Below are 24,057 nucleotides of genomic sequence, written 5' to 3'. Positions count from 1 at the left end.
CAATCTCTTTAGGACAATTCTACACCTTGCATGAGGTAATTGCTCAAAGAGATTGCTTCGTACCTCGCAATGACATTATAAATCATAAAATAACAATCTGCACATTTGCATATCCGCACATTCGCACATCTAACATCCCATGGCAGGTAATTCATTTGGTCAATTATTCAGAATAACAACATTTGGCGAATCGCATGGCGTAGCTATTGGCGTGATCATCGACGGCTGCCCTGCCGGGCTCGATGTGGACTTGGATTATATTCAAGGCGAACTGGATAAACGCAAACCGGGGCAGTCAAAGATAACCACGCAACGTAAAGAGAGCGATGTGGTGCAGATCCTGTCAGGTACGTTCGAGGGTAAAACCACGGGCACCCCTATTGCCATGATCATCCCCAACGAAGATCAGCGGTCAAAAGATTACGGCCATAATGTAGATGTGTTTCGCCCCTCTCATGCCGATTATACTTACGCAACCAAATACGGCATCCGCGACCATCGTGGTGGCGGTCGTTCATCGGCACGCGAAACTGCCGCCAGGGTAGCTGCGGGCGCTTTAGCCAAGTTATTATTAAAAACGCAGGGCATAGAAGTGTTGGCGCATGTAAGCAGCGTAGGCACCATCAATGCGCCGAATGTAGACATAAGCAGCGCCGCGGAATTTTTAGAGACGCGCGAACAAAACATCGTCCGCTGCGCTGACCCGGCAACGGCTGTAGAAATGATAGCGTTTATCGACAGCATCCGCAAGCAGGGCGATACCGTTGGCGGTAAAGTAAGCTGCCACATCATAGGCGCACCCGTAGGCCTCGGCGACCCGGTATTTGACAAGTTGCACGCCGACCTTGGAAAAGCTATGCTCAGCATCAACGCCGTACATGGTTTTGAATTTGGCTCGGGATTTAGCGGCAGCGAGATGCGCGGATCTGAGCATAACGATATTTTTGTGAAAGACGCACAGGGTAACGTTGGTACCCGCACCAATTTTTCGGGCGGCATCCAGGGTGGTATCAGCAATGGCATGCCTATCGAGTTTAAGGTTGCCTTTAAACCTGTTGCCACTATTATGCACAACCAGCAAACTATTGATGGCGAAGGGAACGCCGCCGAAATTACCGGCAAAGGCCGCCACGACCCTTGTGTAGTGCCCCGCGCCGTACCTATTGTAGAAGCAATGGCCGCCCTGGTATTGGCCGATCATTGGTTGAGGAACAAGGTTTCGAAGTTGTAGAATTATCCTTTTCGCGGTTGTCACCAACAACCATTAGAACAGGTGTCACATGGTGTAAATGCATGTCGGCTTATTGATGATAACAACAACAAAGGCGGGAAACTGCGACCAGTACTTCATTTAATATTTAACGTCCTTTTTCTTCGGTGCAATGCCGCCGTGTTTGTCCCATACTTTTTTGATGTAGTCGGTTGCTACGGGCACTTTGCATGCTGTGCCATTCTTATCTTCGGTTACCATCCCTATCTTAACAGCTGTTGCAATAGCATCATCTGCAAGGGCAGCCACGTATGAGCCAACCGAAATTACAAAACTATTCATGTGATAGCATACCCTGTCCTCACTCGACTTGATATTCTGTTCCGCTCTTTTCAATAGCACGCGCAATTGTTCCTCGTCCAATTCGCTATCGGGCCCTAGTGCGACTACATTACTCAGCGTGGCCCAGCCACTGGCGGCGATATGTTCTATCCCACTATCTATCCATTCCATGGCCAATTCAAACCCATTCGGGTTGCCGGCAGTTACCCATGGTACGGTATATTCACTGATGTTGTTAGATAACGCCTCTTCCACCCAGGTTTGCAGATCGGCCCTGGTCATTTTTTCATCGTCGGCAATAAGGCCGGCAAGGTACATAGCATCGGCATTGCCGGTGGCAAAAAGGTCCTTAGCAAGCTGGTAATCCTTTTTTATCTTTTTTTGGATTGGTTTTAAATACTCCACTTTCACCCAAAAAAATGGCTCTTTAACGCCATGTTTCAACAATACCTTTTTTATGCTTTCACTGCCCTTTGCCTGCAGTTCGGCCATAATTTCGTTCACATCCATCGCGCGTTTTAAAGTAATTAAATTTATGATAATTTTCACATTTAATATTTACTCGCAAAATCAAACAGTATTTTTGCTTTCCATCTAATTATCCCAAACCGTGTCCCTTTTTCAACTATATAAAAATGCTTACAGCGGCCTTGCCCGCAACAACTGGTATTTGAGCATCGTAATGTTCATTAACAGGAGCGGCACTATGGTTGTACCTTATATGACGCTTTATTGCATCAACGAACTTCACTTTAGCGTGGCGCAGGCGGGTTATGTTTTAGCATTATTTGGGGCAGGTGCTATCCTGGGTAATTACATTGGCGGTTGGCTATCAGACCGTACCGGCTTTTACGATATGCAAGTGGGAACTTTGCTTTTGGGCGGCACCATGTTCATCGTATTGGGGTATCAGCATACATTTATAAGCATGTGCATTGGAGCCTTTATCCTCAGTTTTTGTAATGAGGCCTTTCGACCGGCAAACTCCTCGGCCATAGCCTACTACAGCGCGCCTCAAAATAAGACCCGCTCCTATTCGCTGCACAGGCTTGCTACCAATTTAGGCTGGGCTTTTGGCGCGGCCATAGGCGGGTTCATTGCATCGGTAAACTATAAATTGTTGTTTTGGGTTGACGGCTGCACCAACATCTTCGCGGCGCTAATGCTGTTAAGGCTTATCCCACGTTCAACTTATGTTAAACCTGTAAAAAGCATTGTCAAAAGCATTAAATCAATTTCCGCATATCGCGATAAGCCATACCTGGCATTCATTGTTCTGGTAACGCTGTTTAATGTATGCTTTTACCAGTTCTTTATTATGGAGCCCGTATTCCTGAAAACGGACTGGAATTTTAGCCTGGGCTTTATCGGCTTCCTGCTGGCGCTAAATGGCATTGTAATCGCCCTGGTAGAACTGATCATGATCAATTACCTGGAGGGCCGCAAACCCACTCTTGTTTATATTATTTATGGTGTGTTGATAACCGGGAGCGGCTTCGCGTTGTTAAACATTTTACCGCCGGGACCGGCCGCGGGTGTCCTGGTGGTGCTGATCGTTACGTTTGGCGAGATGATGAGCATGCCGTTCATGAACTCGTTTTGGACCACCCGCGCCGGCGAACATAACGGCGGGCAATATGCAGGGTTGTATGCCATGTCCTGGTCGGCGGCGCAGGTTATAGCACCTGTTGTTGGCGGGCAGATTATTGCCAGGGGTGGGTTTCAGTTACTTTGGTACACGCTTTTTGCATTGAGCAGTTTTGTAGCCTTCGGTTTATGGCTGATGCACAAAAAGCTTTACAACAAACCCAACGATGAGCCCAAACAAATTTTACCTTAATTGCTTTTATTTATACTATGAAACGCGTACTGATCCTCGACCTCGATAATACTATCTATCCTGTCCAATCCATATCCAACCACCTGTTCGGTAAGCTTTTTCAGCTGATAGACGAAGAATTGGGCGAAGCCGACAGGCTGATGGCCGAAAGCGCCAAACACGAGCTTACACGCCGCCCCTACCAGCATGTGGCAGACGAATTTGGATTTAGCGAGAAGTTGAAAGAAAGAGGTATGGACATGCTGCGCAATTGCACTTTTGACGAGCCGATGCACTCATATCCACAGTATAACGATCTAAAGCAGATCCCGATAGATAAATACCTGGTTACTACCGGCTTTACCAAATTGCAAATGAGTAAGGTGGCAATGCTGGATATAGGCGGCGATTTTAAACAGGTTTATGTCGTTGACCCAGATCAATCTGATCTTACCAAAAAAGATATTTTCCAAAAAATAATGCAGGAGAACGGTTACACTATACAGGATTTATTGGTTATTGGTGATGACCCACAATCAGAGATTAAAGCGGCTATCGAGTTAGGTATCGACACCTTCCTGTTCGACCCGGAAAGTAAATACACCAACGAGGGCGTTACCCACCACGCTAAAGATTACAGGGATGTTGCGGAAATAGTGTTGAAGTAGTCCTATATATAATTGTAATCTCGTAGCATTATGGCGTTCAGGCATTGGCTACGAGATTGGCACGCTATCGCATAATTTTAGGGTTACTTTTTCAACACCGCCACTGTCACTATCAGTTGCCCTAAATGCCGCATGGTGTGCTCGGCGCTATGCGTATAAAGGCCAATAACGGTTGATGGTAATTGCGCCCTGCCTACGCCTCTAAAATCGGTTAACCGGGTTTCATCAGCATTGCTCAGTTGGGCTAATGCTTCATCTACCTGTTGGTTAAAAGCATCCACTAATTGCGTAGCACTGTATATTTTTGTAGTCGGTTTACATTCAGCAGCAAGGTAATTTAGTTGCTCATTGCTCAAAGTTTCCCCGCGGGCGTAAGTAAATAATCTATCCAGTACGCCGCTTAAATGCTGCAGATGAAACACCGGCGAAGCCATGCCTGCAACTTTTTGCCACAATAATTCGTCGGGGAAACCCACTAATAATTCATTCAATTCCTCGCGTGCCTGCAATAAAGTATGCGCAACAGGCTGTAACAAAGCGGGGATGTTATTCAACGGGCCTCGCATCCATACCTCCGGGAGCTTATCATTCGCCATAAATCAAATATAATTAAAGCCTTTTTGTCTGCTCATCACCCAAACGTAAATACTCAAATAAATTTGTACAACAAGTTGTGGTATAAGGATTGCATTGCTCCCATCAAATAATTATAAATATGACAATATCTACTATAAAAAGATCGGCCCTGCCGGTATTTCTTTCCTTCATCTGTTTACTGGCCTTAACAGTTCAAAGCTGTAAGAAAAAAAGCCGTTCGGACCTGGGTGCCGCGCTTTATAAGAAAACCAACAACAAAGTATTTAAAGATGCCACCCCCGAAGGCTTGGCAGAAGTTTTTAAACAAGTGCTGGAAACCAACAAGGGCAAAATGGACAATCCAAAACTCATAACCGCTTTCTACGAAAAAAACGATTATGACCCGGTTTTCGTGATGGATCACATCTTTAATGGCGACGTTGATATAACCGCTAACTATTTCGAAAAGGCAAGCCAGCATGGGTTAGATCCAAAAATGTTTAAAGCAGATCAGATCAAACAACTGGTTGCCAAATTTAAAGACAAAAAAGGCATAAAAACCATTGACGAGGCCTACCACGATATTGCCCAACTGGAGATCTTGATGGCTAACTCGCTAATTACTTATTCAAGCGCGTTGCAGTTCGGGATGGTTAGCCCGCGTAAAATCTATTCACGCTATTTCACAGCCACCAAACGCCCGGATAGCACGTCGATGATGCAGTCGTTAAATGCAACTAATTTGAAAACTTACTTGGACAGCATTCAGCCTAAAGACCCACAGTACCTGATGTTACAAAAAGCATTAATGGCTGGCGGTACCGCGCAAGGCATGACCAAAGAAGAAACGACCCGATACTTAGTAGTTAACATGGAACGCCTCCGTTGGAAAAACAAACCTACACAGGCTAAATATGTGATCGTAAACATTCCGGATTATCGTTTGGATGTGATGGACAACGGTGCGTCAATCCTAAATATGAAGGTTGTTGTTGGTGAAGGCCGCAATACGGATAACACGAATAGCTTGGTTGAGTTTGATGAAAGTGATAAAGTTGACCGCCCGTTTAGCCGCGAAACGCCACAGCTGAATAGCATGATCCATAGTGTACAAGTAAACCCGGTTTGGAACATTCCGCAAAGCATCGCCAGTAAAGAAATTATGGTAGAAGCAGCTCAAGATCCCTACTACCTGTCTAATAAAGGCATTGACGTTTACGAGAATGGCAAAAAGGTGGAAGACCCCGAAACCATTAAATGGGGAAGTGTATCAAAAGATAAATACGAGTTTAAACAACGCCCGAGTGATGATAATTCATTAGGCAAAATTAAATTTCTGTTCAATAACAACAGTAGCGTTTACCTGCACGATACACCAGCAAAAAGCGGTTTTACCCAAACCATGCGTGCTTTAAGCCACGGTTGTGTGCGCCTTGGTGACCCACAAGCATTGGCTAAGGCAGTATTTGGAGATGGCGCCACTTATGAGAAAATTGCTAAATCTATGAGCGAGGATAACCCCGAGCCTACTACCATTGGTGTACCTAACAAAATGCCGGTGTACATTACCTATGTCACCTGCTGGGCCGATAGCAGCAACACCTTGCAATACCGCCCTGATGTATATGGTTTAGATATCGTATTATACGGCCACCTGCAAAAGTTTTTAGCTAATACAGATCAACTCGCTACGCTGTAGTGATTGGTGAATAGGAGATTGGTTACTCAATAATAAGAGCACTTTTATAATCTGCGTCATCTAAAATTTAAAATAAAAAAGCCCGTCAACATTACTGCTGACGGGCTTTTTTATAACTGATTAATTTGTTTAAAGTTTAGCTATGGTAGCCGCTCCTGTTGTATCAGGCACGTTTATAGAATTAGCCGGGGCAGTTTCATCTAATAATTTAGATGTGTAATTGCTGGTATTACCATTAATATACAACATCGAGCCACCTTTTATAGTATTGATAACCTGGTCAGATACCTCGGGAGATACGGCCGGGCAACCAAAACTACGGCCTAAACGCCCAATTTGATTAATAGTGTTCTGGCATACATAATCTGCAGCGTGGATAACAATACCACGTGCACGGGCAGCGCTATTAATGCCTTCATCCAAACCATCCAATTTTAACGAACGGCCGTGCTTGCCAAAATAAACTTCGCTTGCCAAATAAAAACCAAGGCTGCTTTGATGCGACTCATTATTATTTGAAAAACGGCTCGCCATATCATCACCACTACCCTGCCCGTGGGCAACCCATGTGTTTAACACCAATGTCTTATTCAGCACATCAATGATCCACATACGTTTCTCGCGGCTCGATTTATTAAAATCGACAACGGTAATGATATTGCTGTTTGGGGATAATTTATTAGCCAGTTTAAGGTTTAAATAACCTGTAATAGCTTTTTGAAAAACAGCTGCATCCATACCTGTTTGTTGCAGGTTGGACGATGTATAAATATTAGCCACATACTGTGCAAAATATTCTTTAGCACCAAGAGTTTTAGCTGTAATTTTGTCTTTTCTGATCGCGCTTGTCGGTTTCCAACTGATAACCGTTATAGAAAATAACAATAAAGCGCCAATGATCCACCACAAGTGTTTTCTCATAAATATTGTGTTTAACCGTTTAATTTAATTTGGTTGCAAATCAACAAATGATATATTATTAGTTGATATTGTTAAGTCAAATATACGAAATAAAGCGGCAAACATTGTCACAGCAGTCTAATCATCCACTTTTAAGAAATATTCATACTTAAAAGTTAACGAACAGCCTTACTTAATCATCTTCAAAGAAGAACACTTGAGCGGAAAATATAAACCCTCTCCTTTAGAGAGGGCAGGGTGAGTCCCTTATTATTTATTCCAGGTAATCTTTTCTTCGATAGGTGTTTTTCTTTTGCCTTCGGGCTGTACATCTGTATAGCCCATAAACAATACACCAAGTACGCTATCTTCGGCACCTAAACCAAAATGCTCGGCATAAGCTGGCTTCAATACCATACCGCCGGTGCTCCAAAAAGCGCCGATATTTAGTGCTGTTGCACCTAATAAAAGATTTTGTACCGCGCAAGATGCCGCTATTACTTCTTCAAACTGCGGGATCTTTGGCAAGTCGCCACGTTTTTGGTAAGCTACTATAACGTGCGATGCTGTATTGGCTTGGTTTTGAAAGTTAGTGTAAACCGTTGGATTAAAGCTTTCGCCTGGGTTGGCAGCTTTGTACAATTCGGCATGTTGTTCGCAGTAAACTTTAGGGTCTTCAAATACGATGAAGCGCCAAGGCTCGGTATTGCCGTGGTTAGGTGCCCAGTCGGCAAGTTCAAGTATAGAAGCTATGTGGCCGTTCGGGATCTTGTTACCATTCATGGTTGACGGCTTGATGGTACGGCGGGCCTTAATGTTATTTGCGATTGCTGAAAATGTAGTATCCATAGTTTATAATATAACAGCCTGTTTTAGGCATCCGCAAAAATAGAGAAATAAGTTACATGAATAAATATTTTAAGAGGGATATTATTTATCTTTCAAAGCCATTAGTTGGTATCAAAACAACAGGCGAATAAATGAGTAAGTGGATAAAAAATTATAGCGGGATGATATGGCTGATAGCCGGCATAATTGCAGGCAGCATAGCCGGTATTGTACTGGGCGAACGGGCCGAAGTACTAAAACCCATTGGCGATATATTCCTGAACCTGCTTTTTGTTGCCGTGATACCTTTGGTGTTTTTTGCAATTTCTTCGGCTATTGCCAATTTACAGGGTTCGCAAAAACTGGGGCATATCATGGGTGTGATGTCTGCAGTGTTTTTGGGCACTATCATCATGGCGGCGCTACTTACCATTATTGCCTTATGGCTTTTCCCGATAGGGCAAACATCGTTTTCGGCGGCGGGCGCTACGCCTGTTACAACAGGCAAAAACCTATCCGGCGACCAGATAACCCAGCTGTTTACCACCAGCGAATTTTTTAACCTGCTATCGCGTAAGAATATGCTGGCCATGATCATCTTTGCCCTGCTGGTTGGTTTCGGCGCACGCAGCGCAGCCGAAAAAGGGAAACCATTTGTTCAATTTTTAAACGCCGGCAACGAAGTTTTTAAGCAGGTATTCGGCATCATTATGAAAGCCGGCCCTATTGGCTTGGGCGCTTATTTTGCTTACCAGGTTGCCGTATTTGGCCCCTCGCTATTTGGCACTTACGCACATGTGCTGGGTATTGGTTACGGGGTGAGTTTGTTTTACTACGCCGTGTTTTACAGCCTTTACGCGTTTATTGCAGGTGGTGTAAAAGGCATTAAACGGTACTGGGAAAACAACATTGTTCCATCCGCTACCGCGGTTGGTACCTGCAGCAGTATCGCCACCATACCTGCCAATTTAGATGCTGCCAAAAAAATGGGAATTACAGATGCCATAGCCGGGATAACCATTCCGCTTTTAGGCACTTTGCATAAGGATGGTTCCAGTATTTCTTCAATCCTGAAAATGTCGGTGGTGTTTGCGATGTTTGGCAGGGGCTTTGACAGCGCAGAAGTGATCATCCTGGCCCTGGGCATGACGGTTTTAGTGAGTATTGTTGAAGGCGGAATTCCTAACGGCGGCTACATTGGTGAGCTACTGTTTATTTCGGCTTACGGTTTCCCGCCCGAAGCCCTGCCACCTGCCATTATCATCGGCACATTAATTGACCCCGTGGCAACGCTGCTGAACGCCACAGGTGATACAGCTGCAGCGATGCTAATTAATAGGTTTGCGGGGGAAAAGCAAATACGACATAATTAGTTAGCTTTTACAGCTTTACCAATAAGATCAACGTCTACCAACTCCAGCGCTTTCACCATATTTTGTACTTCGGCCTTGTACTTTTTAAAATGCGGGGTTTCTATGTGTGCTTTGTAGGCATCAACATCGGCATAAATTTCGAGGATGGTGATATGTGAAGCATCCTTTTTATCTGCTACGGCATAATAGGTAAGCACACCCGGTTCAAGTGCAACGGCTGTTGCCATCTGAAGTTTAAGGGCCGCATTATACTGAGCTAATTGGGCAGGATCTACCTGGATTTTCGCTAACCTTACCATCTGTTTGCTTTGTTGCGCATAAGCACTACCAATTGTAAATAACGTTACTACAATAATGCTTAATAGTAGTTTTTTCATATCTTAAATATAGTAAATTTTGAAGCTATAAAAAAAGGCCTGGTAATATCAGGCCTTAAAATATTTGTAGAGTAACATTTTCAAAATATCGCCGGGTATCTCCCCGGGTTGGCTTCGTTCATGATTTTGTAAACGGCTTCTATCACATCATCGTTTGATGGTTTGCTAAAATAGTCGCCATCTGAACCGTATGGTGGCCTGTGCTCGGCGCCGCAAAGGGTTTTGGGCTGGGCGTCAAGCGAGTAATAGCCGTTTTGCTGTTCGATGATCTTTTGCAGGATAAATGCAGAACCACCTCCCGGCAGGTCTTCATCGACCACTAAAAGCTTATTAGTTTTTTGTAACGATCTGCCGCAAAGGTTTTCGGTATCAAACGGATAAAGCGTTTGCGGGTCTATCACTTCTATGTTGATGCCCATCTTGCCCAGTTCTTCGGCTGCTTCCATTACAATGCGCAGGGTTGAGCCATAGCTTACAACGGTTACATCCGTGCCTTCCCTCAATATCTCGGCCTTGCCTAATGGCACGGTAAACTCGCCAACGTTGGCAGGTAATTTCTCTTTTAAGCGGTAACCGTTAAGGCACTCAATAACAAGTGCAGGCTCATCGCCGCGCAGCAGGGTATTGTACATACCGGCAGCCTGGGTCATATCGCGCGGAACACAAATGTGCATGCCCCGCAATGCATTCAGTATAAAACCAAGTGGCGAACCTGAGTGCCAGATACCCTCTAAACGGTGTCCACGTGTACGCACAATAAGTGGTGCACGCTGCCCGCCGCGGGTACGGTAGCTAAGGCTTGCAAGGTCATCACTTAAAACAGTGATGGAATATAACAAGTAATCCAGGTATTGGATCTCGGCAATTGGCCTTAAACCACGCATGGCTAAACCCATCCCCTGCCCAATAATGGTTGCTTCGCGGATGCCCGTATCGGTAATACGCAAATCGGTGTATTTAGATTGTAAGCCGGCAAAGCCCTGGTTTACATCGCCTATTGCACCAACATCTTCACCAAAAGCTACAATAGATTTATCGCGTTCAAAGTTGGCATCAAAACAAGCGTTTAATACCTCCCGGCCATCCATCAGCTTAGCATCATCATCGTACGTTGGTGCGATAACAGGCACATATAATGGCGATTTTGGGGTATCGGTAAATAGCTTTGAATTAAAACGCTCTGTATTTTTATCTTTTTCGGCAGCTAAATAGTTCACCAGGTTTTGGCGGGCATTGCTGTTTTCTTTAACGGTAAGGCGTAACACCTTACGGATGCAAGAAATGGTATCACGGCGACCGGGGTCAACACACGTTTGCAAGCTGGATACCATGCCAAGCAGATCATCGCGCAACGCGGATTGTTGCGCGATTTTGTCTATCAGGTCAACGGCCTCGGCCATTTCCGCCTTAATCTCACTTTCCAGTTCGCTCCACGCTTCGCGCTGGCAATTGCGCACGTGCTTTTTGGCTTCGGCTTCCAACACGTCTATCTCCTCGGCGGTGCCAATCGCGGTTTCTATCATCCATTTACGCATCTGTAATAGCGAATCATGTTCCTCTTCCCAGGCCAAACGATCTTTAGATTTATAGCGCTCGTGGCTGCCCGATGTAGAGTGGCCTTGCGGCTGGGTCATTTCCACCACGTGGATCAGCACCGGCACATGCTCTTCGCGGCAAATTTTAATGGCGCGCTCGTAAGTCTCGCAAAGGGCTACATAGTCCCATCCCCGTACTTTAAATATCTCGTACCCGTTACCTTTTGCATCCCGCTGGAAGCCTTTAAGTACTTCGGATATATCTTCTTTTGTAGTTTGCAGTTTTGCAGGTACAGATATGGCGTAGGCATCATCCCAAATAGAAATAGCCATAGGCACCTGCAATACACCGGCCGCGTTAAATGTTTCAAAAAACAAACCTTCGGACGTTGAACCATTACCTATGGTACCAAAAGCAACCTCGTTACCGTTTACCGAAAAGTTTTTAAGGTACTCAAGTTCTTTATTTTGACGGTATAATTTTGAAGCATAAGCCAAACCTAAAAGGCGTGGCATGTGGCCGCCTGTGGTAGATATATCTGCGGCGCAGTTCATTGTTTCGGCCTGGTTTGTCCAGTTACCGTCAGCATCAACATAGCGTGTAGCGTAGTGGCAGTTCATTTGCCTTCCGGCAGATGCAGGGTCTTTCTCAATATCGGGGTTAGCGTATAACTGGGCAAAAAACTCCTTCAAGTTGCTCATGCCTGTGGCAAACATAAAAGTTTGGTCGCGGTAGTAACCCGCGCGCCAGTCGCCTTTTTTGAAAGCTTTGGCCATAGCCAACTGGGCTACTTCTTTGCCGTCGCCAAAAATGCCAAACTTGGCCTTACCTGTTAATACCTCGCGCCTGCCAATAATACTTGCCTGGCGGCTCTCGAAGCCAACGCGGTAATCATCGATTACAATTTTTCTAAAATCGTCAAAACTGAGTTCGGCAGCATTTGTAGTGTTGCCTGTGTTCAATACAGTTTCGGGCATATAAAATTTTGTTTAGTCGGTAAAATTAGGAAATTCTATTTTGTTATTCGTATTGGTTAGTGTAAAACATATAGTTTTTACAATAGTTTTGTATTTAGGTTAAACCTTTTATATTTGTAATAATCAAACACGTAACCATGAAAAAAATATTAATGATATGCGCGGTAGTTTTAGGCTTTGCCTTTAATGCATCTGCCCAAGCCGACACGAAAGCCGAATTTAAATTTAACGAAGAGAAACACGATTTTGGTAAAATTGCACAAGGTACCCCGGTAACCACAGTGTTTGAATTTACCAACGTTGGTAAAGAGCCACTTATTTTAACCGATGTAAAACCTACGTGTGGTTGTACCATTGCAGATTACACTAAAACACCTGTATTATCAGGCGCAAAAGGTTCAATCAAAATTACCTATAATGCAGCGGTAGCATCTGCTTTTAACAAAACCATTGTAGTAACATCAAACGCTAAAACCCCAACAAAATATTTAAATATTGTGGGCGAAGTGGTTGCAAAAGCACCGGTAAGCAGCAAATAAAGGAAATAAGAAGCTTCTCCCCGGCCTTTAACAAAGAAAGGACGTTCAAAAAATATGAGACACCGTAAAAACGGTGTCTTTTTTTTGTTACAAAGTATTCCCATTTGGGGGAGATTTAGAGGGGGCTAATTTTTTTACTAATTTTGGCCTATGCCAAAGATATCTGAAAAAGGGCTGCGCATGCCCGCCTCTCCTATTCGTAAATTAACGCCCTTTGCCGATAAAGCTAAGCTTGAAGGTAAAAAGGTATATCACCTTAACATTGGCCAGCCGGATATCGAAACACCGGAAGGTATGCTGAACGCGATAAAAAATATAGATTTTAAGGTATGGGCCTACACCCCGTCTGAAGGTACTTTGAGCTACCGTACAAAACTGACCGAATACTATAACAAACTGGGCTACAACATTACGCCCGATAATATAATTGTTACTACCGGCGGGTCTGAAGCCATAACAATTAGTATGATGGCCTGCCTTGATCCCGGCGATGAGGTAATTATCCCCGAGCCGTTTTACGCCAACTACAACGGGTTTGCTAACCAAAACGATATTGTGGTGAAACCAATCTTATCTTATATAGATAATGGTTTCGCGTTGCCGCCGATAAGCGAATTTGAGAAACTAATTACGGATAAAACCAAAGCGATCATCATCTGTAACCCTAATAATCCTACGGGTTATTTGTATTCTCAAGAAGAACTTGACGCTTTAAAAGAACTTGCCTTAAAATACGACCTCTACCTTTTTAGCGACGAAGCTTACCGCGAATTTTGTTACGACGGCCGCGAATTTATATCGCCCATGCACCTGAGCGGCTTGGACGATAACGTAATTGTGATGGATACCGTAAGCAAGCGTTACAGCGCATGTGGCGCGCGTTTAGGTTGTTTGATCACCAAAAACAAAGCTGTACTTGCAGCAGGATTAAAGTTTGCGCAAGCGCGATTATCTGCAGGCATGGTTGAGCAAATTGCCGGCGAAGCAGCCGTGGATACCCCCGATGAATACTTTACCGCTGTAAACAAAGAATACACTAAACGCCGCGATACACTGGTTACCGCCCTTAATAAAATTGAAGGTGTGTATTGCCCTAACCCGGGCGGCGCATTCTATGTGGTTGCAAAATTCCCTATAGATAACTCGGATAAATTTTGCCAGTGGATGCTGGAAAGCTTTAGCCACAATAACCAAACGGTGATGATGGCGCCTGCTACCGGCTTTTACAGCACCAAAGGCGCAGGCCTTAACGAGGTGCGTATGGCCTACGTATTAAATAACGACGACCTTAATAAAGCCATGGAATGTTTGGCCGAAGGCCTTAAGCAATACCCGGGGCGGGTTTAGCGGGCAGATAGTGGTTTGCAATTTGTTTTAATAATCATACTTTGAGCAGGCAAACTGCAAACCAACAACTGCAAACCGAATGAAATTTAGCGACAGCATATCGCAAAGCGACACACAAAATATCAGCTGGATAAACAACCTGCGGTTATTAGCTATGTTCGCCGTAATAGTGTTGCATACTGCCTCGCCCCTGCTTTTTAAATATGCTGATAGCCCGCTAAATTGGTGGATGGCCGCGGACGTATATAACGCCATAGTCCGGTTTGCGGTGCCGGTTTTTGTGATGATAACGGGCGCTCTACTGCTCCATCGCAAGTATGAGCTAACCGATTTCCTAAAGAAACGCATTGGTAGGCTCATCATCCCTTTCCTATTCTGGAGCCTTATCTACATCGCCTACCGCTGGAACAACGAAGAATTTTATTTCACAAACGATGCCTGGGTCAACATCCGCATGGTACTGCACGACTTTAAAATGGGCAGCTATTATCACCTGTGGTATGTGTACCTGCTGTTTGGTTTGTACCTGTTTATTCCTATACTAAGCAGTTTTGTGCGCCACGCGACTGAGAGAGAGATCCTATATTTTTTGGTGATCTGGCTCATCACAATGCTCGTCAGTAAGCCTTATTTTACAAGGTTTGATACCGCTGTTGATCTGCATAATTTTAGCGGCTACATAGGCTACCTGGTGCTTGGGCATTATTTGGCTTATAAGCAATTCCGTATTCGTGGGTTGCTTTTTATTGTGGTAGTAATATTTGTAGTTTTTGCGGCTATCATCGCCGCGGGCACTTATTATGATGAGTTGGAGGGCAAAGGGCTTACCACATTATTTTATGAACCAATAGGCCCGTTTGTGTTGATCTTGTCCGCAAGCGCCTTCCTCATCGCGAAACACACCGTTGTGAAAATTAACCCAACGAGTGATAAAATGATGAACAATGCAAGCAAGTACACGCTGGGTATATACCTGAGCCATGCGTTAGTGCTTAATGGGTTTGAGTTGATGGATATTAATTACACCCTCCTTAATCCTGCAATCAGCATCCCGCTTATTGCTTTGGCCTGCTTCGCGATAGCATGGCTTATAATTTATATTTTAAGCAAAATACCGGTTATAAAATATGTGGTAGGATAAGTAATTTTATCAGTCCATCAATACCGTAAACTAATCTTTAACCACAACACCATTTGCTTTGGTTATTAACCTATAAAATGGATATGATAACAGAAAAAGCACCCCGACAATTATAAAACTCCGGGTATCGCTTATGGCAAAGCCCACAAACAATACTAAAGTAACGGTAAGCGCCAAAATGGTCATGTAAGGATATCCCCATACTTTATACGGCCGATAAAGTTCCGGCTCCTTTTTCCTCAGCATTAACAATGATGCGAAAGAGCAAGCGGTTACAACCGTTAACATTACTGCCGAAAAAGAGAAAATTTGCTCGTAAGTATTGTACAGGATAAAAACAAACGTTAATACGTAGCAGATCAGTAAAGAAACGTACGGGGAGCCTCCCTTATTTAGAGTAGCGCCCTGCTTAATAAAAAAACCTTCCCGGCTTAAGCCGAAAAGTATGCGCGAAGGGATAAGCATGTAAGCATTTAATATACTAACAACCGAAAATATAGCTATTATATTGATGATGATAGAACCCCAGCTACCAAAAGCAACCGCGGCAGCGGCAGCAGCAGCCAACGGCGATTTCGCTATTGAACTAAGCGGAAGCACATACAAAATGGCCCCGTTAATTAACAGGTACAGTATAATGATGGTGATAGCACCAATAAAATAAGACCGGGGTATGTTTTTGCCGGGATTTTCATCTTCTTCTGCAAAAAATGAAACTGCCATCCAACCATCATACGTACTTAAAATTAACTGCATGGCTTTAAAAAAGGCAATTATTAAGGCTCCGTTTATTACGGTGGGCTGTGTAACCAGGCTTGGCGACTGCAGAGGTTTAGCTAAAAAGCACCCCACCACCAAAACCAACAATAGTAGGACTTTTAAAATGCTTGTGACTTTTTGGGTAACACTGCTTGTTTTAATACCGGGTAGGTTAAGCATGGTAAATGCGGTTAAATAACCTATACCCACAGCTTTATCATGCCCCGTTAATTGCGGAAACATCAGCGCTGTATATTCGCCTAATACAATGCAGAAAAAAGCCGGGGCGCCCACATTTAGTATAAAATCGAACCAACCGGCGGCAAAGCCTGCAAAGGTACCAAAGGCCCTTTTTATATAATTGAATGAGCCACCTGCTTTTGGCACCATAGCAGTTAGTTCGGCGTAGGAACTTGCGCACAATAAAATATACAAGCCAGTTAAAAGCCAGCAGCAAAGTATAAGTATTTTGTTAGGTAAAAGCGCGGCTATGCTGCCGGGGGTGCGCAAAATACCCGCACCGATAGTACTGCCCACAACTATTGAGATACCGAATACAATGCCTAAAACTTTTTTTAAGTTTACTTCTTTTTGAGTTGCGGTTTTAGCCATTTGATTATCAATACTTTATTAGGTGCCTAAAGATAATAATTTAGCACTAGGTACTGTACACCGCTATATTTATTTCAATTGCCATCCGGTAAAAACTAAAACAGTATATTTGTGGTTGATTATTTGCAAACTGGAAACAGCAAACCCGATAGCTATTGGGCGCAAACTCAAAAAAAATGGGGTCGACCGGAATTGACAGGATGGAGATAACTAAGTAAGCATGTAGCGCGTTGTGTGAATTAGCGCTTAAAACTGAACGCTCAAACTTACAAATGGCGAAAATAACTACGCCTTAGCTGCCTAATTTAGAATTAGCATAGCTTTTGTCCCGCCGGTTTTCTGTTCTGTTGGATCGGCAACCGGGGCATCGAAAAACGGAAATAGCCTGCTTTAAGGTGTGGAAAGCAAGCGAAACAAAGCACCTAAGGATTAAGGTACAGGTAAGCGGTTAACCTTCCATAGTCCCTACAATTAAATAACAGCTAAACATGTAGAAAGCTTTACTTATACCATGTTTGGACGAGGGTTCGAATCCCTCCGGCTCCACCTCACTGGACAAGTCAGATAATTCTGCACTTGTCCAGTTTTTTTTGCCCCCTAACGCATTGTTAATCAAGAAGATATTTCCAACAATTTCATTAATCCGAATAGTTCGATGTTTGGAACCGTCAAACACCAGATTTTGTGGGTACATCGAACTAATTATCCTGCGTTTCACCTCAAGAACGTCACCTTTGTAACTGTTATTCAGCTTCTTAAGGTTCGATATTCCTCTATCAAGCAATTGTTCAGCGATACGGGCATTTCGGATAATATCAGGCAATTTGCTTTCCAGTGAAACGATCTCTTTTTCACATCCCGATTTTACAGATTGAAAGTCTATACCTGTAAATTCCCCGCTCAATAATAACTCCCTAGCCCGTTCAATTTTCGCGTTCAGTGCTTTGATCTCACCAATAACCTGCCTCTGGCTATAGTCGCCGCTACTGGATTTCTGACGAAAAGCCTTGCTTAATGAATCCACGTAAAATGGTTCATAGCCGTCCCTAATGGCAACCTGGTTAACTTCCTCCAGGAAGGAAGCGTTCACAAGTCCAGCCTTAAAACGCACTTTACACACTGCGGAACAATGGTAATAGTAGTAGTAAGCACCAGCCTGACCTTTTGAAGCACTACCCGTAAGTTTACGGTGGCACTTCGGACAGTCCAGAAACCCCCTTAAAGGAAGCTCGTCAAAGGATACGATCTTGGTTCCTTTCTTTTTCTTTTTACCGTCCAAAAACTCCTGTACTTCATAGAAAAGCCCTTCGCTGATCAATGCCTCATGCTGGCCGTTAACAAAATACTCGTCTTCATCTTTGAATTTTGGAATCAGTATCTTACCACAATACACAGGGTTTCGGATAATGTTCCAAAAGTTTTTATAACCGCAGGTGATCCCTTTTTCCCTCGCCTGCTGAAAGACTTGCGTAACCGTGTACCGACCCTTTGCAAGTTCTTCAAAGGCTTCGCGCATAGCGGTAGCGTGCGGTTCCCTGAAGCCAATATACTTTTTGCCGTTCTCGTGAGATAGGTTGGCATAGCCAACGGGGGCTGTTGCTACCCAGCGCCCTTCTTTTTTTGCCCTGCGTGTTCCGTGAAAGATATTGAGCGAACGCCTGTCGTTCTCCACCTCGGGAGCAGCGAGATAAAAAGCGAGCATCATTTTATTTTCAGGTATATCAAGATCGAGCGGCTGTTCGATAGCCTGTGCTTCTATCCCGAAGCGACCCAGCACATTGAGCATGTGGTAGGCATCTCCCGCATTCCTGCTGAACCTGTCCCATTTGGTGAACAAGACCAGATCGGCCTGCCCCCTGTGCTTACGCAGGTCTACCAGCAGATTGTTCCAGACCGGACGTTTAAAGGTCTTGGCAGAATGATCCTCATAGTAAACTCTCCCTACCTGAATTGACTTGATCTCGCAGTACCTGCGCAGCACCTCTTCCTGGTTACGCTGTGAGTAACCCTTTTCCGCCTGTTCGTCCGTACTTACCCTGACGTATAAATTCGCTGTTTTCATTTCCAATTTTTTTGATCCGTTTATAAAATAGATAACGGTTTTAACAGAGCGATCACCGTATTTTACTAAACAGAAATTATTTGTAACATGTTGATATTGGCTAATTTACGAGTTTTTTGACTTAAAAAGAAATGATTTTTTAAATACTCAAGCATTAAATTTCCCGCTATTGGGAATATTTTATATATTTGATCGTACATCAATAAAAATGGCCAGAAAAACCTACCAGGGGGTATCCAATGACAGGGAGCGCTCTGTTCAAAAGCTTATTAATGCCGTTGGAGTAATTATTAAATCCAAGGGGTATACGGGATTAAGTGCAACTAACATCGCCAACGCTGCCGGATTGAGCAGAAGGCTGATTACGCTTTATTTTGGAACCGTTGACAACCTGATCGAAACCTATGTGCGGGGTAAAGATTACTGGCTGGCTGCTTCAGGAGATGCAGTCGGGCTGATTAAAGATAACAAAGGCGAAAATACGAGGCAAATACTGGATAGCCTGCTGCAAAACCAGATGGATTATTTTTTTAGTAATGAAGAAATGCGAAAAATAATTCTGTGGCAGATCAGCGAAAGCACCGAGATCATGAGGGAGGTCTGTGAGGAAAGGGAACAACTCAGTAAATCCTTTTTTGCACTATCAGATAAAGAACTCGAAGGAAAGGATATTGATCTGCGGGCGGTATCAGCACTATTAGTTGCCGGTATCTACTATCTCGTGCTCCATGCCAAATCAACCGACACGCTGTTTTGCGAAATAGACCTTAATACGCCGGAGGGAATGGCCAGAATTAAAAATGCGATCAGTATGATATTAGAAAACACCTACAATCAAACAACACCACAAAAGGCATAAAAATAAAAAAACGAAGAAAATATGAAACATATGATAATCCGAATGCCGCTATTGCTGATCGTTTTTGTATCTGCCTTTAGCATCGCTAACGCCCAGACTAAATTCGGCATTAAGGCCGGAATGAGCCTTTCCAATGTTACAGACAAAGCAGAAAATGGGGATAAGGCCAGTACCCAATCATTGCCAGGTCTGCTTATTGGCCTTAGTGCGGATGTTCCCTTAGCCGGTAATTTTTATATTCAGCCTGCATTGCTGTATACACGTAAGGGATTCAAACAGGAAAGCGGAGGGTTTTACGGCTCTGCAACCAATTTCAAGGTCAGGGCTGATTATATAGATCTGCCAGTAACATTTCTGTACAAGCCGAAGTTGGGAATGGGGCGTTTATTATTGGGCGCAGGGCCATACATCGCGTATGGAACAGGCGGAAGTTGGAAGTCAGACACGGATATACTCATAGGAGACGTAAGGGAGAATGGAGAAGGCAGAGTAGAATTTAGGAACGACGGAACTGTTCGTAATGAATCAGAATACACTTACGGAAGACCAATAGACTACGGTGTGAATGCAACAATAGGTTATGAGATCCGGGAACGCCTGTCCCTACAGCTTACACGAATGTTCGGTATAGCGAATCTTGTTCCACCCTTCAATGGTTATCAACCAGGTGGTAGTCTCAGAAACAAAGGGCTGGGTATATCAATTGGGTATAAATTATAATCATATGATAAAAAGCCGTTCAAATATATAAACACCCTCACTTCAATTACCGTATACAGTAAATCTGTCTTCATTGGCAAATTTTTAAATGTTGCCTTCTTATAAATGAGTTTGGTTGAAAATAGAAACCTTAATAAGTTTAGTTTATTCCTGAAGGTTATTGAGCCGCCTTTCCCTGAATTTCTGCTCTTTAATAGAAGAGAATAAAATAATAGAAAAAATCCACGTTTTTCAATTCAAGATATTACAATGACTATGGAAATACTAAATAAGTTAATTGAATACCTACCACAGTTTGGTTATACAAATGGCATTGCCCCATTTACCATCTTACTACTTATGGGGTTTTGTCGTATTTATCCCATTCCTGCAAAGCGAGCGTTATGTCGAGCTAAAAATGTTAGAGAATTAAAAATCCTAGAAAAAAATCTGAAGATGGCTGAAAACATTAAGGCTCATGCACCGCTGGCAGCATTTACGACTATTTTTATTATGGAACTATTGGTAACCATAGTTGTCCAGATAAAGCATATGGTGATTTGAAAATGAGATTTATCTGATAAGACAAGAGCCTATAAAAATTGATTGGTAGGTTATTGTAACCGGTAGACCTTCCCGGCTTTTTTTGGCAGATTGTGGAAAACCGGCTTATCGTAAATGAGTTTGGCAGGGAATAAAAAGTGCAGTAATTTACGTTTGTTTTCCATATTTGCCCGCTCGTACAGAAAGACCGGGTTGAGCAACCTCCCGGCATGTTTCTTTAAAAGCAGGTTAACCGGCTCCATTGGATCAGTATTTTTAGCAAGGGCTTCCTTTAGTAAAGTTATTTTCGTTTCCGCTTCCGTTTTAATGCTCCGGTATTCCGATCCGTCCAGTTCACCCGCAAGCAATAGTTCTTTAGCCCGCACAATCCGGTTTTCAAGATCTTCGGACCGTTTGCTCCAGCGGTTAACCTCAAGACGTTTAAAGGCCGTTGCTTCTTTGAATGTGCCACGTGCAATCTTTTTAAAAAGATCAGTGATATTGACGATCAGCTTATAACGGGAAAGATCTGCAAGGAGCTGCTCATTGATGTCGCCAGCCCTGAACCGAACACCGCAAGCAGCATAGCAGTGATAATAGTGGTAATAACCGTACATGCCTTTTGACGCGCTTCCCGTTAGCATCTTTCCGCATTTCGGACAGACCAGAAACCCCCGCAGGGGCAGGTATTCATGTGATACGATCTTGGTTGTCCGGTTTCTTTTTTTTCTGTTCAGCACCAGTTGTACCTTATTGAACAGGTCACCCGTTATGATGGGTTCGTGCTGTCCATCCGCCCACCGCATCGGCTCATCCTTATAGGCGGGAACGACGATCTTTCCGCAATAGATTGGATTTCGGATCAGGTTCCAGAAGTTGTTGCGACCGCAGGGCAACCCATTGCGCCTGGCCTGTTTCCAAACCTGTTCCGTAGCATATTTTCCCGTTGCCAATTCTTCAAATGCTGATTTCATGATACCGGCCAACGGCTCTTTTATAGCGATATATTTACGCCCGTCTTCGGTTGTTTTATTGGCGTAGCCCATCGGTGCGGAGGATGTCCATCTGCCTTCTTTTTTCGCCCGGCGTATCCCGTGGAATATATTCAATGCCCTGCGGTCATTCTCTACTTCGGGTGCAGCCAGGTAAAAGGCCATCATCATCTTGTTTTCAGGGATCGACGGGTCAAGCGGCTGTTCTATCGCCTGTGGTTCTATGCCGTAACTGCGCAAAAGCCCGATCATCTGGTAGGCATCGCCAGCATTACGGCTGAACCTGTCCCACTTGGTAAAAAGGATCAGGTCGGGAACGAGTTTCTTATTCTTCTTGATTTTATTCAGCATGAGGTTCCATGCCGGGCGGTTGAACGTTTTGGCAGAATGATCCTCGTAGATCACCTCTTTAGCCTGGATGCCGTTGAGCTGGCAGTATTTGTGCAGCATTTCATCCTGGTTGCGCTGGGAATATCCCTTATCGGCCTGTTCATCCGTACTTACCCTGATGTATAGGTTAGCTGTTTTCATCTGCCTGCCTTTCGCTAATCAAGATTGCTGCGGCCAGGTTCAAAAAAGCAAGTATTGTAGCCGCTTCTTCTGCGGTTACGATAACACCCTCGCTCTTAAATTGGGCGATGATTTCATTTATATGCTGCGTGCTCGTATCCTTAACCATAACTCTCCACATTATTTCTAATGACAAATATGGCTTACCATTAATCCATACACTCGCAATCGCCTCGCAAGTTGCGAACGATTTTTTCAATGTTATTAACTGGTAACACAAATTTCTGAAAGTATTGATTAGGCCGCTTGTATTAATGATTACGAGATTGTTAACATAAGCTTAACATTATATAAACTATTATTTAACTTATATTTGTATTTATACAACTTGGTTATGAAAAAACAGAAACGTAAATCACTGGTTAAAACTGCCAGAAAAGCAGCAAGAAAGAACATCAGCCTGAATTTAATTACCGAACTGACAGCAGTAGCTGAAAAATTAGTGCCTGCCTCCAAGAAAATAGAAAAGGCAATTAAGAAGGATGCCAAGCAGTTGGCCAAAAAGATTTCCCGTGAGCTGGTAATTGATGAAGCAGCCTTAATTGCAGCCAGTGAGCAGAAAAAAGCGGCAGCCGAAACCTCAAAAACGGATAAAGCCACACCAAGTGCTACAGCTCCGGAAATTGCTAAAAATACTACAGCAACAAGAAAACCCGTAGCAACACCAACTGCAAAAGCTAAAAAAGCAGTAAAGGTTTAGACGTATCGGACGCAGATACTATAGAATTTGCATAGTGCCTTGATCCCTATTCGGTATCTGTATAAGCATAACCTCCGATAAAGATCAGTGCGTTGTCTGGCCGGATGGGACCACCTTTTGCACTAGTGCAAATGATGTTTTAACGACCGTGCCGTTGTTATAGGTGAATTCAATCGAATGGCCGGATATGCGGGAAGTACCTCCATTTGCCGATTTCTTCCAGGCCGCAGCATTTCCGGTCGACATGCCCGCGTTTAATCCCTCGTTAAAATGAGTAGCATCCAAAAATGTGATTTTTTTAATAGATAACGCATTCAGTCCATTACCATAATCACCGCCGCTTACTTTTTCGTAGGCTGGCTTCAGTTTAACAGCACCTGTATAGGCATAGGCCGGGAACCAGTTGCCCTCACCAAGTTTATAATCATTTGCCTCCCCTTTACTGTTGGTCAGTACAAACTTCTGGCCTTGTTTCTTCCAGGTGCCCCAGGCTTTAGGGTGCCTACTTTTATCGGTAGCGATATTCATGGTTTCCAGTGTTTCACCGCCCGCCTCCCAATAATCACCATTTTTGAACAGTACAACCGGCTCAAAGGTAATTGCAGCCGGATAACCGCTTATTGCCCTGAAATACCAGCGCTCGACAGCAGGTGCCATCGATTTAGAACTTACTGAGTTTATTGGCTTTTTATCAACTGCGGCATTAGCATCTAATAAAAATGAGATCATAAAGGCGATAGCCAGGCCACTTAAATATGTTTTGAATTTCATAACCATCAGATTTTATGTAATATAATTTGAGATAATAACAGCTGGCTTAGGTTTAATGTTTGGCTTATACAAGAATATCTAAATCGTTCGCAACTACCGCCGCTCTTGCGAACACCCACCATCCAACCTCGTCACCTTTGACCATCAATTCAGATAGT

At 43.7% G+C, this 24,057-nt stretch carries 22 protein-coding genes, 1 other RNA gene and 1 pseudogene; 13 read left to right on the top strand and 11 right to left on the bottom strand.

The window, feature by feature from the left end; all coding sequences use genetic code 11:
* Window positions 1-139: 139 nt before the first annotated feature.
* Complete coding sequence (gene aroC, locus ACVW0P_RS19180; RefSeq protein WP_457133496.1) at window positions 140-1,231, top strand: chorismate synthase; 1,092 nt, start codon at window positions 140-142, stop codon at window positions 1,229-1,231.
* Between the two features lie 120 nt (window positions 1,232-1,351).
* Here aroC and ACVW0P_RS19175 read toward each other — a convergent pair whose 3' ends face one another.
* Window positions 1,352-2,101, bottom strand: coding sequence for a DNA alkylation repair protein (locus tag ACVW0P_RS19175; RefSeq protein ID WP_457133495.1), 750 nt, complete (start codon window positions 2,099-2,101; stop codon window positions 1,352-1,354).
* Window positions 2,102-2,162: 61 nt separating this feature from the next.
* Here ACVW0P_RS19175 and ACVW0P_RS19170 point away from each other — a divergent pair, with 61 nt between their 5' ends.
* Both ACVW0P_RS19170 and ACVW0P_RS19165 read left to right on the top strand, forming a co-directional pair.
* Complete coding sequence (locus tag ACVW0P_RS19170; RefSeq protein WP_457133494.1) at window positions 2,163-3,392, top strand: MFS transporter; 1,230 nt, start codon at window positions 2,163-2,165, stop codon at window positions 3,390-3,392.
* Window positions 3,393-3,409: 17 nt separating this feature from the next.
* Entirely contained in the window at window positions 3,410-4,039 is a 630-nt protein-coding gene (locus ACVW0P_RS19165) for an HAD family hydrolase (RefSeq protein ID WP_457133493.1), read from the top strand.
* 83 nt (window positions 4,040-4,122) lie between these two features.
* Here ACVW0P_RS19165 and ACVW0P_RS19160 read toward each other — a convergent pair whose 3' ends face one another.
* Window positions 4,123-4,635 (bottom strand): DinB family protein, encoded by a 513-nt coding sequence (locus tag ACVW0P_RS19160; protein ID WP_457133492.1) that lies wholly within the window; start codon window positions 4,633-4,635, stop codon window positions 4,123-4,125.
* 119 nt (window positions 4,636-4,754) lie between these two features.
* On the opposite strand from ACVW0P_RS19160, the gene ACVW0P_RS19155 reads away from it, so the two are divergent.
* Window positions 4,755-6,314, top strand: a complete 1,560-nt coding sequence (locus ACVW0P_RS19155; protein WP_457133491.1) for a L,D-transpeptidase scaffold domain-containing protein — start codon at window positions 4,755-4,757, stop codon at window positions 6,312-6,314.
* 129 nt (window positions 6,315-6,443) lie between these two features.
* On the opposite strand, the gene ACVW0P_RS19150 is transcribed toward ACVW0P_RS19155, so the two are convergent.
* Window positions 6,444-7,235 carry a murein L,D-transpeptidase catalytic domain family protein gene (locus ACVW0P_RS19150; protein ID WP_457133490.1) on the bottom strand — a complete coding sequence of 264 codons (792 nt, stop codon included), beginning with the start codon at window positions 7,233-7,235 and terminating at the stop codon, window positions 6,444-6,446.
* A gap of 249 nt (window positions 7,236-7,484) precedes the next feature.
* Window positions 7,485-8,063 carry a nitroreductase family protein gene (locus tag ACVW0P_RS19145; RefSeq protein WP_354432440.1) on the bottom strand — a complete coding sequence of 193 codons (579 nt, stop codon included), beginning with the start codon at window positions 8,061-8,063 and terminating at the stop codon, window positions 7,485-7,487.
* Window positions 8,064-8,194: 131 nt separating this feature from the next.
* Here ACVW0P_RS19145 and ACVW0P_RS19140 point away from each other — a divergent pair, with 131 nt between their 5' ends.
* On the top strand, window positions 8,195-9,415 hold the full coding sequence (locus ACVW0P_RS19140; RefSeq protein WP_457133489.1) for a dicarboxylate/amino acid:cation symporter: 1,221 nt from the start codon (window positions 8,195-8,197) through the stop codon (window positions 9,413-9,415).
* Here the strand turns inward: ACVW0P_RS19140 and ACVW0P_RS19135 are convergent.
* Window positions 9,412-9,792, bottom strand: a complete 381-nt coding sequence (locus ACVW0P_RS19135) for a putative quinol monooxygenase (protein WP_457133488.1) — start codon at window positions 9,790-9,792, stop codon at window positions 9,412-9,414. The two genes, ACVW0P_RS19140 and ACVW0P_RS19135, sit on opposite strands and share 4 nt — an antisense overlap.
* Before the next feature lie 80 nt (window positions 9,793-9,872).
* Window positions 9,873-12,305: an alpha-ketoacid dehydrogenase subunit alpha/beta gene (locus tag ACVW0P_RS19130; protein WP_457133487.1), complete on the bottom strand. Its 2,433-nt coding sequence runs from the start codon at window positions 12,303-12,305 to the stop codon at window positions 9,873-9,875.
* Between the two features lie 137 nt (window positions 12,306-12,442).
* Here ACVW0P_RS19130 and ACVW0P_RS19125 point away from each other — a divergent pair, with 137 nt between their 5' ends.
* From ACVW0P_RS19125 to ACVW0P_RS19115, 3 genes are all read left to right on the top strand, one after another.
* A complete protein-coding gene (locus ACVW0P_RS19125; protein ID WP_354432444.1) occupies window positions 12,443-12,844 on the top strand; it encodes a DUF1573 domain-containing protein in 402 nt (133 codons plus the stop codon).
* A gap of 150 nt (window positions 12,845-12,994) precedes the next feature.
* Entirely contained in the window at window positions 12,995-14,191 is a 1,197-nt protein-coding gene (locus ACVW0P_RS19120; protein WP_457133486.1) for a pyridoxal phosphate-dependent aminotransferase, read from the top strand.
* Window positions 14,192-14,270: 79 nt separating this feature from the next.
* Window positions 14,271-15,332, top strand: a complete 1,062-nt coding sequence (locus tag ACVW0P_RS19115) for an acyltransferase (RefSeq protein ID WP_457133485.1) — start codon at window positions 14,271-14,273, stop codon at window positions 15,330-15,332.
* Between the two features lie 30 nt (window positions 15,333-15,362).
* Here the strand turns inward: ACVW0P_RS19115 and ACVW0P_RS19110 are convergent, their stop codons facing one another.
* Window positions 15,363-16,703: an APC family permease gene (locus tag ACVW0P_RS19110; RefSeq protein WP_457133484.1), complete on the bottom strand. Its 1,341-nt coding sequence runs from the start codon at window positions 16,701-16,703 to the stop codon at window positions 15,363-15,365.
* Between the two features lie 178 nt (window positions 16,704-16,881).
* On the opposite strand from ACVW0P_RS19110, the gene ssrA reads away from it, so the two are divergent.
* Window positions 16,882-17,252, top strand: a transfer-messenger RNA (tmRNA) gene (gene ssrA / locus ACVW0P_RS19105).
* 736 nt (window positions 17,253-17,988) lie between these two features.
* Here ssrA and ACVW0P_RS19100 read toward each other — a convergent pair.
* Window positions 17,989-18,765: pseudogene (locus ACVW0P_RS19100) on the bottom strand (recombinase family protein); the annotation flags it as partial.
* 208 nt (window positions 18,766-18,973) lie between these two features.
* Here ACVW0P_RS19100 and ACVW0P_RS19095 point away from each other — a divergent pair.
* The 3 genes from ACVW0P_RS19095 to ACVW0P_RS19085 all read left to right on the top strand — a co-directional run bounded on the left by ACVW0P_RS19095 (window position 18,974) and on the right by ACVW0P_RS19085 (window position 20,887).
* Window positions 18,974-19,624, top strand: a complete 651-nt coding sequence (locus tag ACVW0P_RS19095) for a TetR/AcrR family transcriptional regulator (RefSeq protein WP_457133483.1) — start codon at window positions 18,974-18,976, stop codon at window positions 19,622-19,624.
* 21 nt (window positions 19,625-19,645) lie between these two features.
* Complete coding sequence (locus ACVW0P_RS19090; RefSeq protein ID WP_457133482.1) at window positions 19,646-20,344, top strand: porin family protein; 699 nt, start codon at window positions 19,646-19,648, stop codon at window positions 20,342-20,344.
* A gap of 255 nt (window positions 20,345-20,599) precedes the next feature.
* The gene (locus tag ACVW0P_RS19085) at window positions 20,600-20,887 is read left to right on the top strand and encodes a hypothetical protein (protein ID WP_457133481.1); all 288 of its coding nucleotides are present in this window, start codon (window positions 20,600-20,602) and stop codon (window positions 20,885-20,887) included.
* A gap of 50 nt (window positions 20,888-20,937) precedes the next feature.
* Here the strand turns inward: ACVW0P_RS19085 and ACVW0P_RS19080 are convergent, their stop codons facing one another.
* Window positions 20,938-22,389 carry a recombinase family protein gene (locus ACVW0P_RS19080; RefSeq protein ID WP_457133480.1) on the bottom strand — a complete coding sequence of 484 codons (1,452 nt, stop codon included), beginning with the start codon at window positions 22,387-22,389 and terminating at the stop codon, window positions 20,938-20,940.
* Window positions 22,376-22,627, bottom strand: coding sequence for a hypothetical protein (locus ACVW0P_RS19075; protein ID WP_457133479.1), 252 nt, complete (start codon window positions 22,625-22,627; stop codon window positions 22,376-22,378). Before ACVW0P_RS19075 ends, ACVW0P_RS19080 begins: the two co-directional genes overlap by 14 nt.
* A 135-nt stretch (window positions 22,628-22,762) precedes the next feature.
* Between ACVW0P_RS19075 and ACVW0P_RS19070 the strand changes: the two genes are divergently transcribed.
* A complete protein-coding gene (locus ACVW0P_RS19070) occupies window positions 22,763-23,128 on the top strand; it encodes a hypothetical protein (protein WP_457133478.1) in 366 nt (121 codons plus the stop codon).
* An 84-nt stretch (window positions 23,129-23,212) separates the two neighbouring features.
* Here ACVW0P_RS19070 and ACVW0P_RS19065 read toward each other — a convergent pair whose 3' ends face one another.
* Window positions 23,213-23,899: a hypothetical protein gene (locus ACVW0P_RS19065; RefSeq protein ID WP_457133477.1), complete on the bottom strand. Its 687-nt coding sequence runs from the start codon at window positions 23,897-23,899 to the stop codon at window positions 23,213-23,215.
* Window positions 23,900-24,057: the final 158 nt, after the last annotated feature.

Source organism: Mucilaginibacter sp. UYNi724, assembly GCF_054057495.1.
This window is presented reverse-complemented; position numbering and strand designations above follow the sequence as displayed.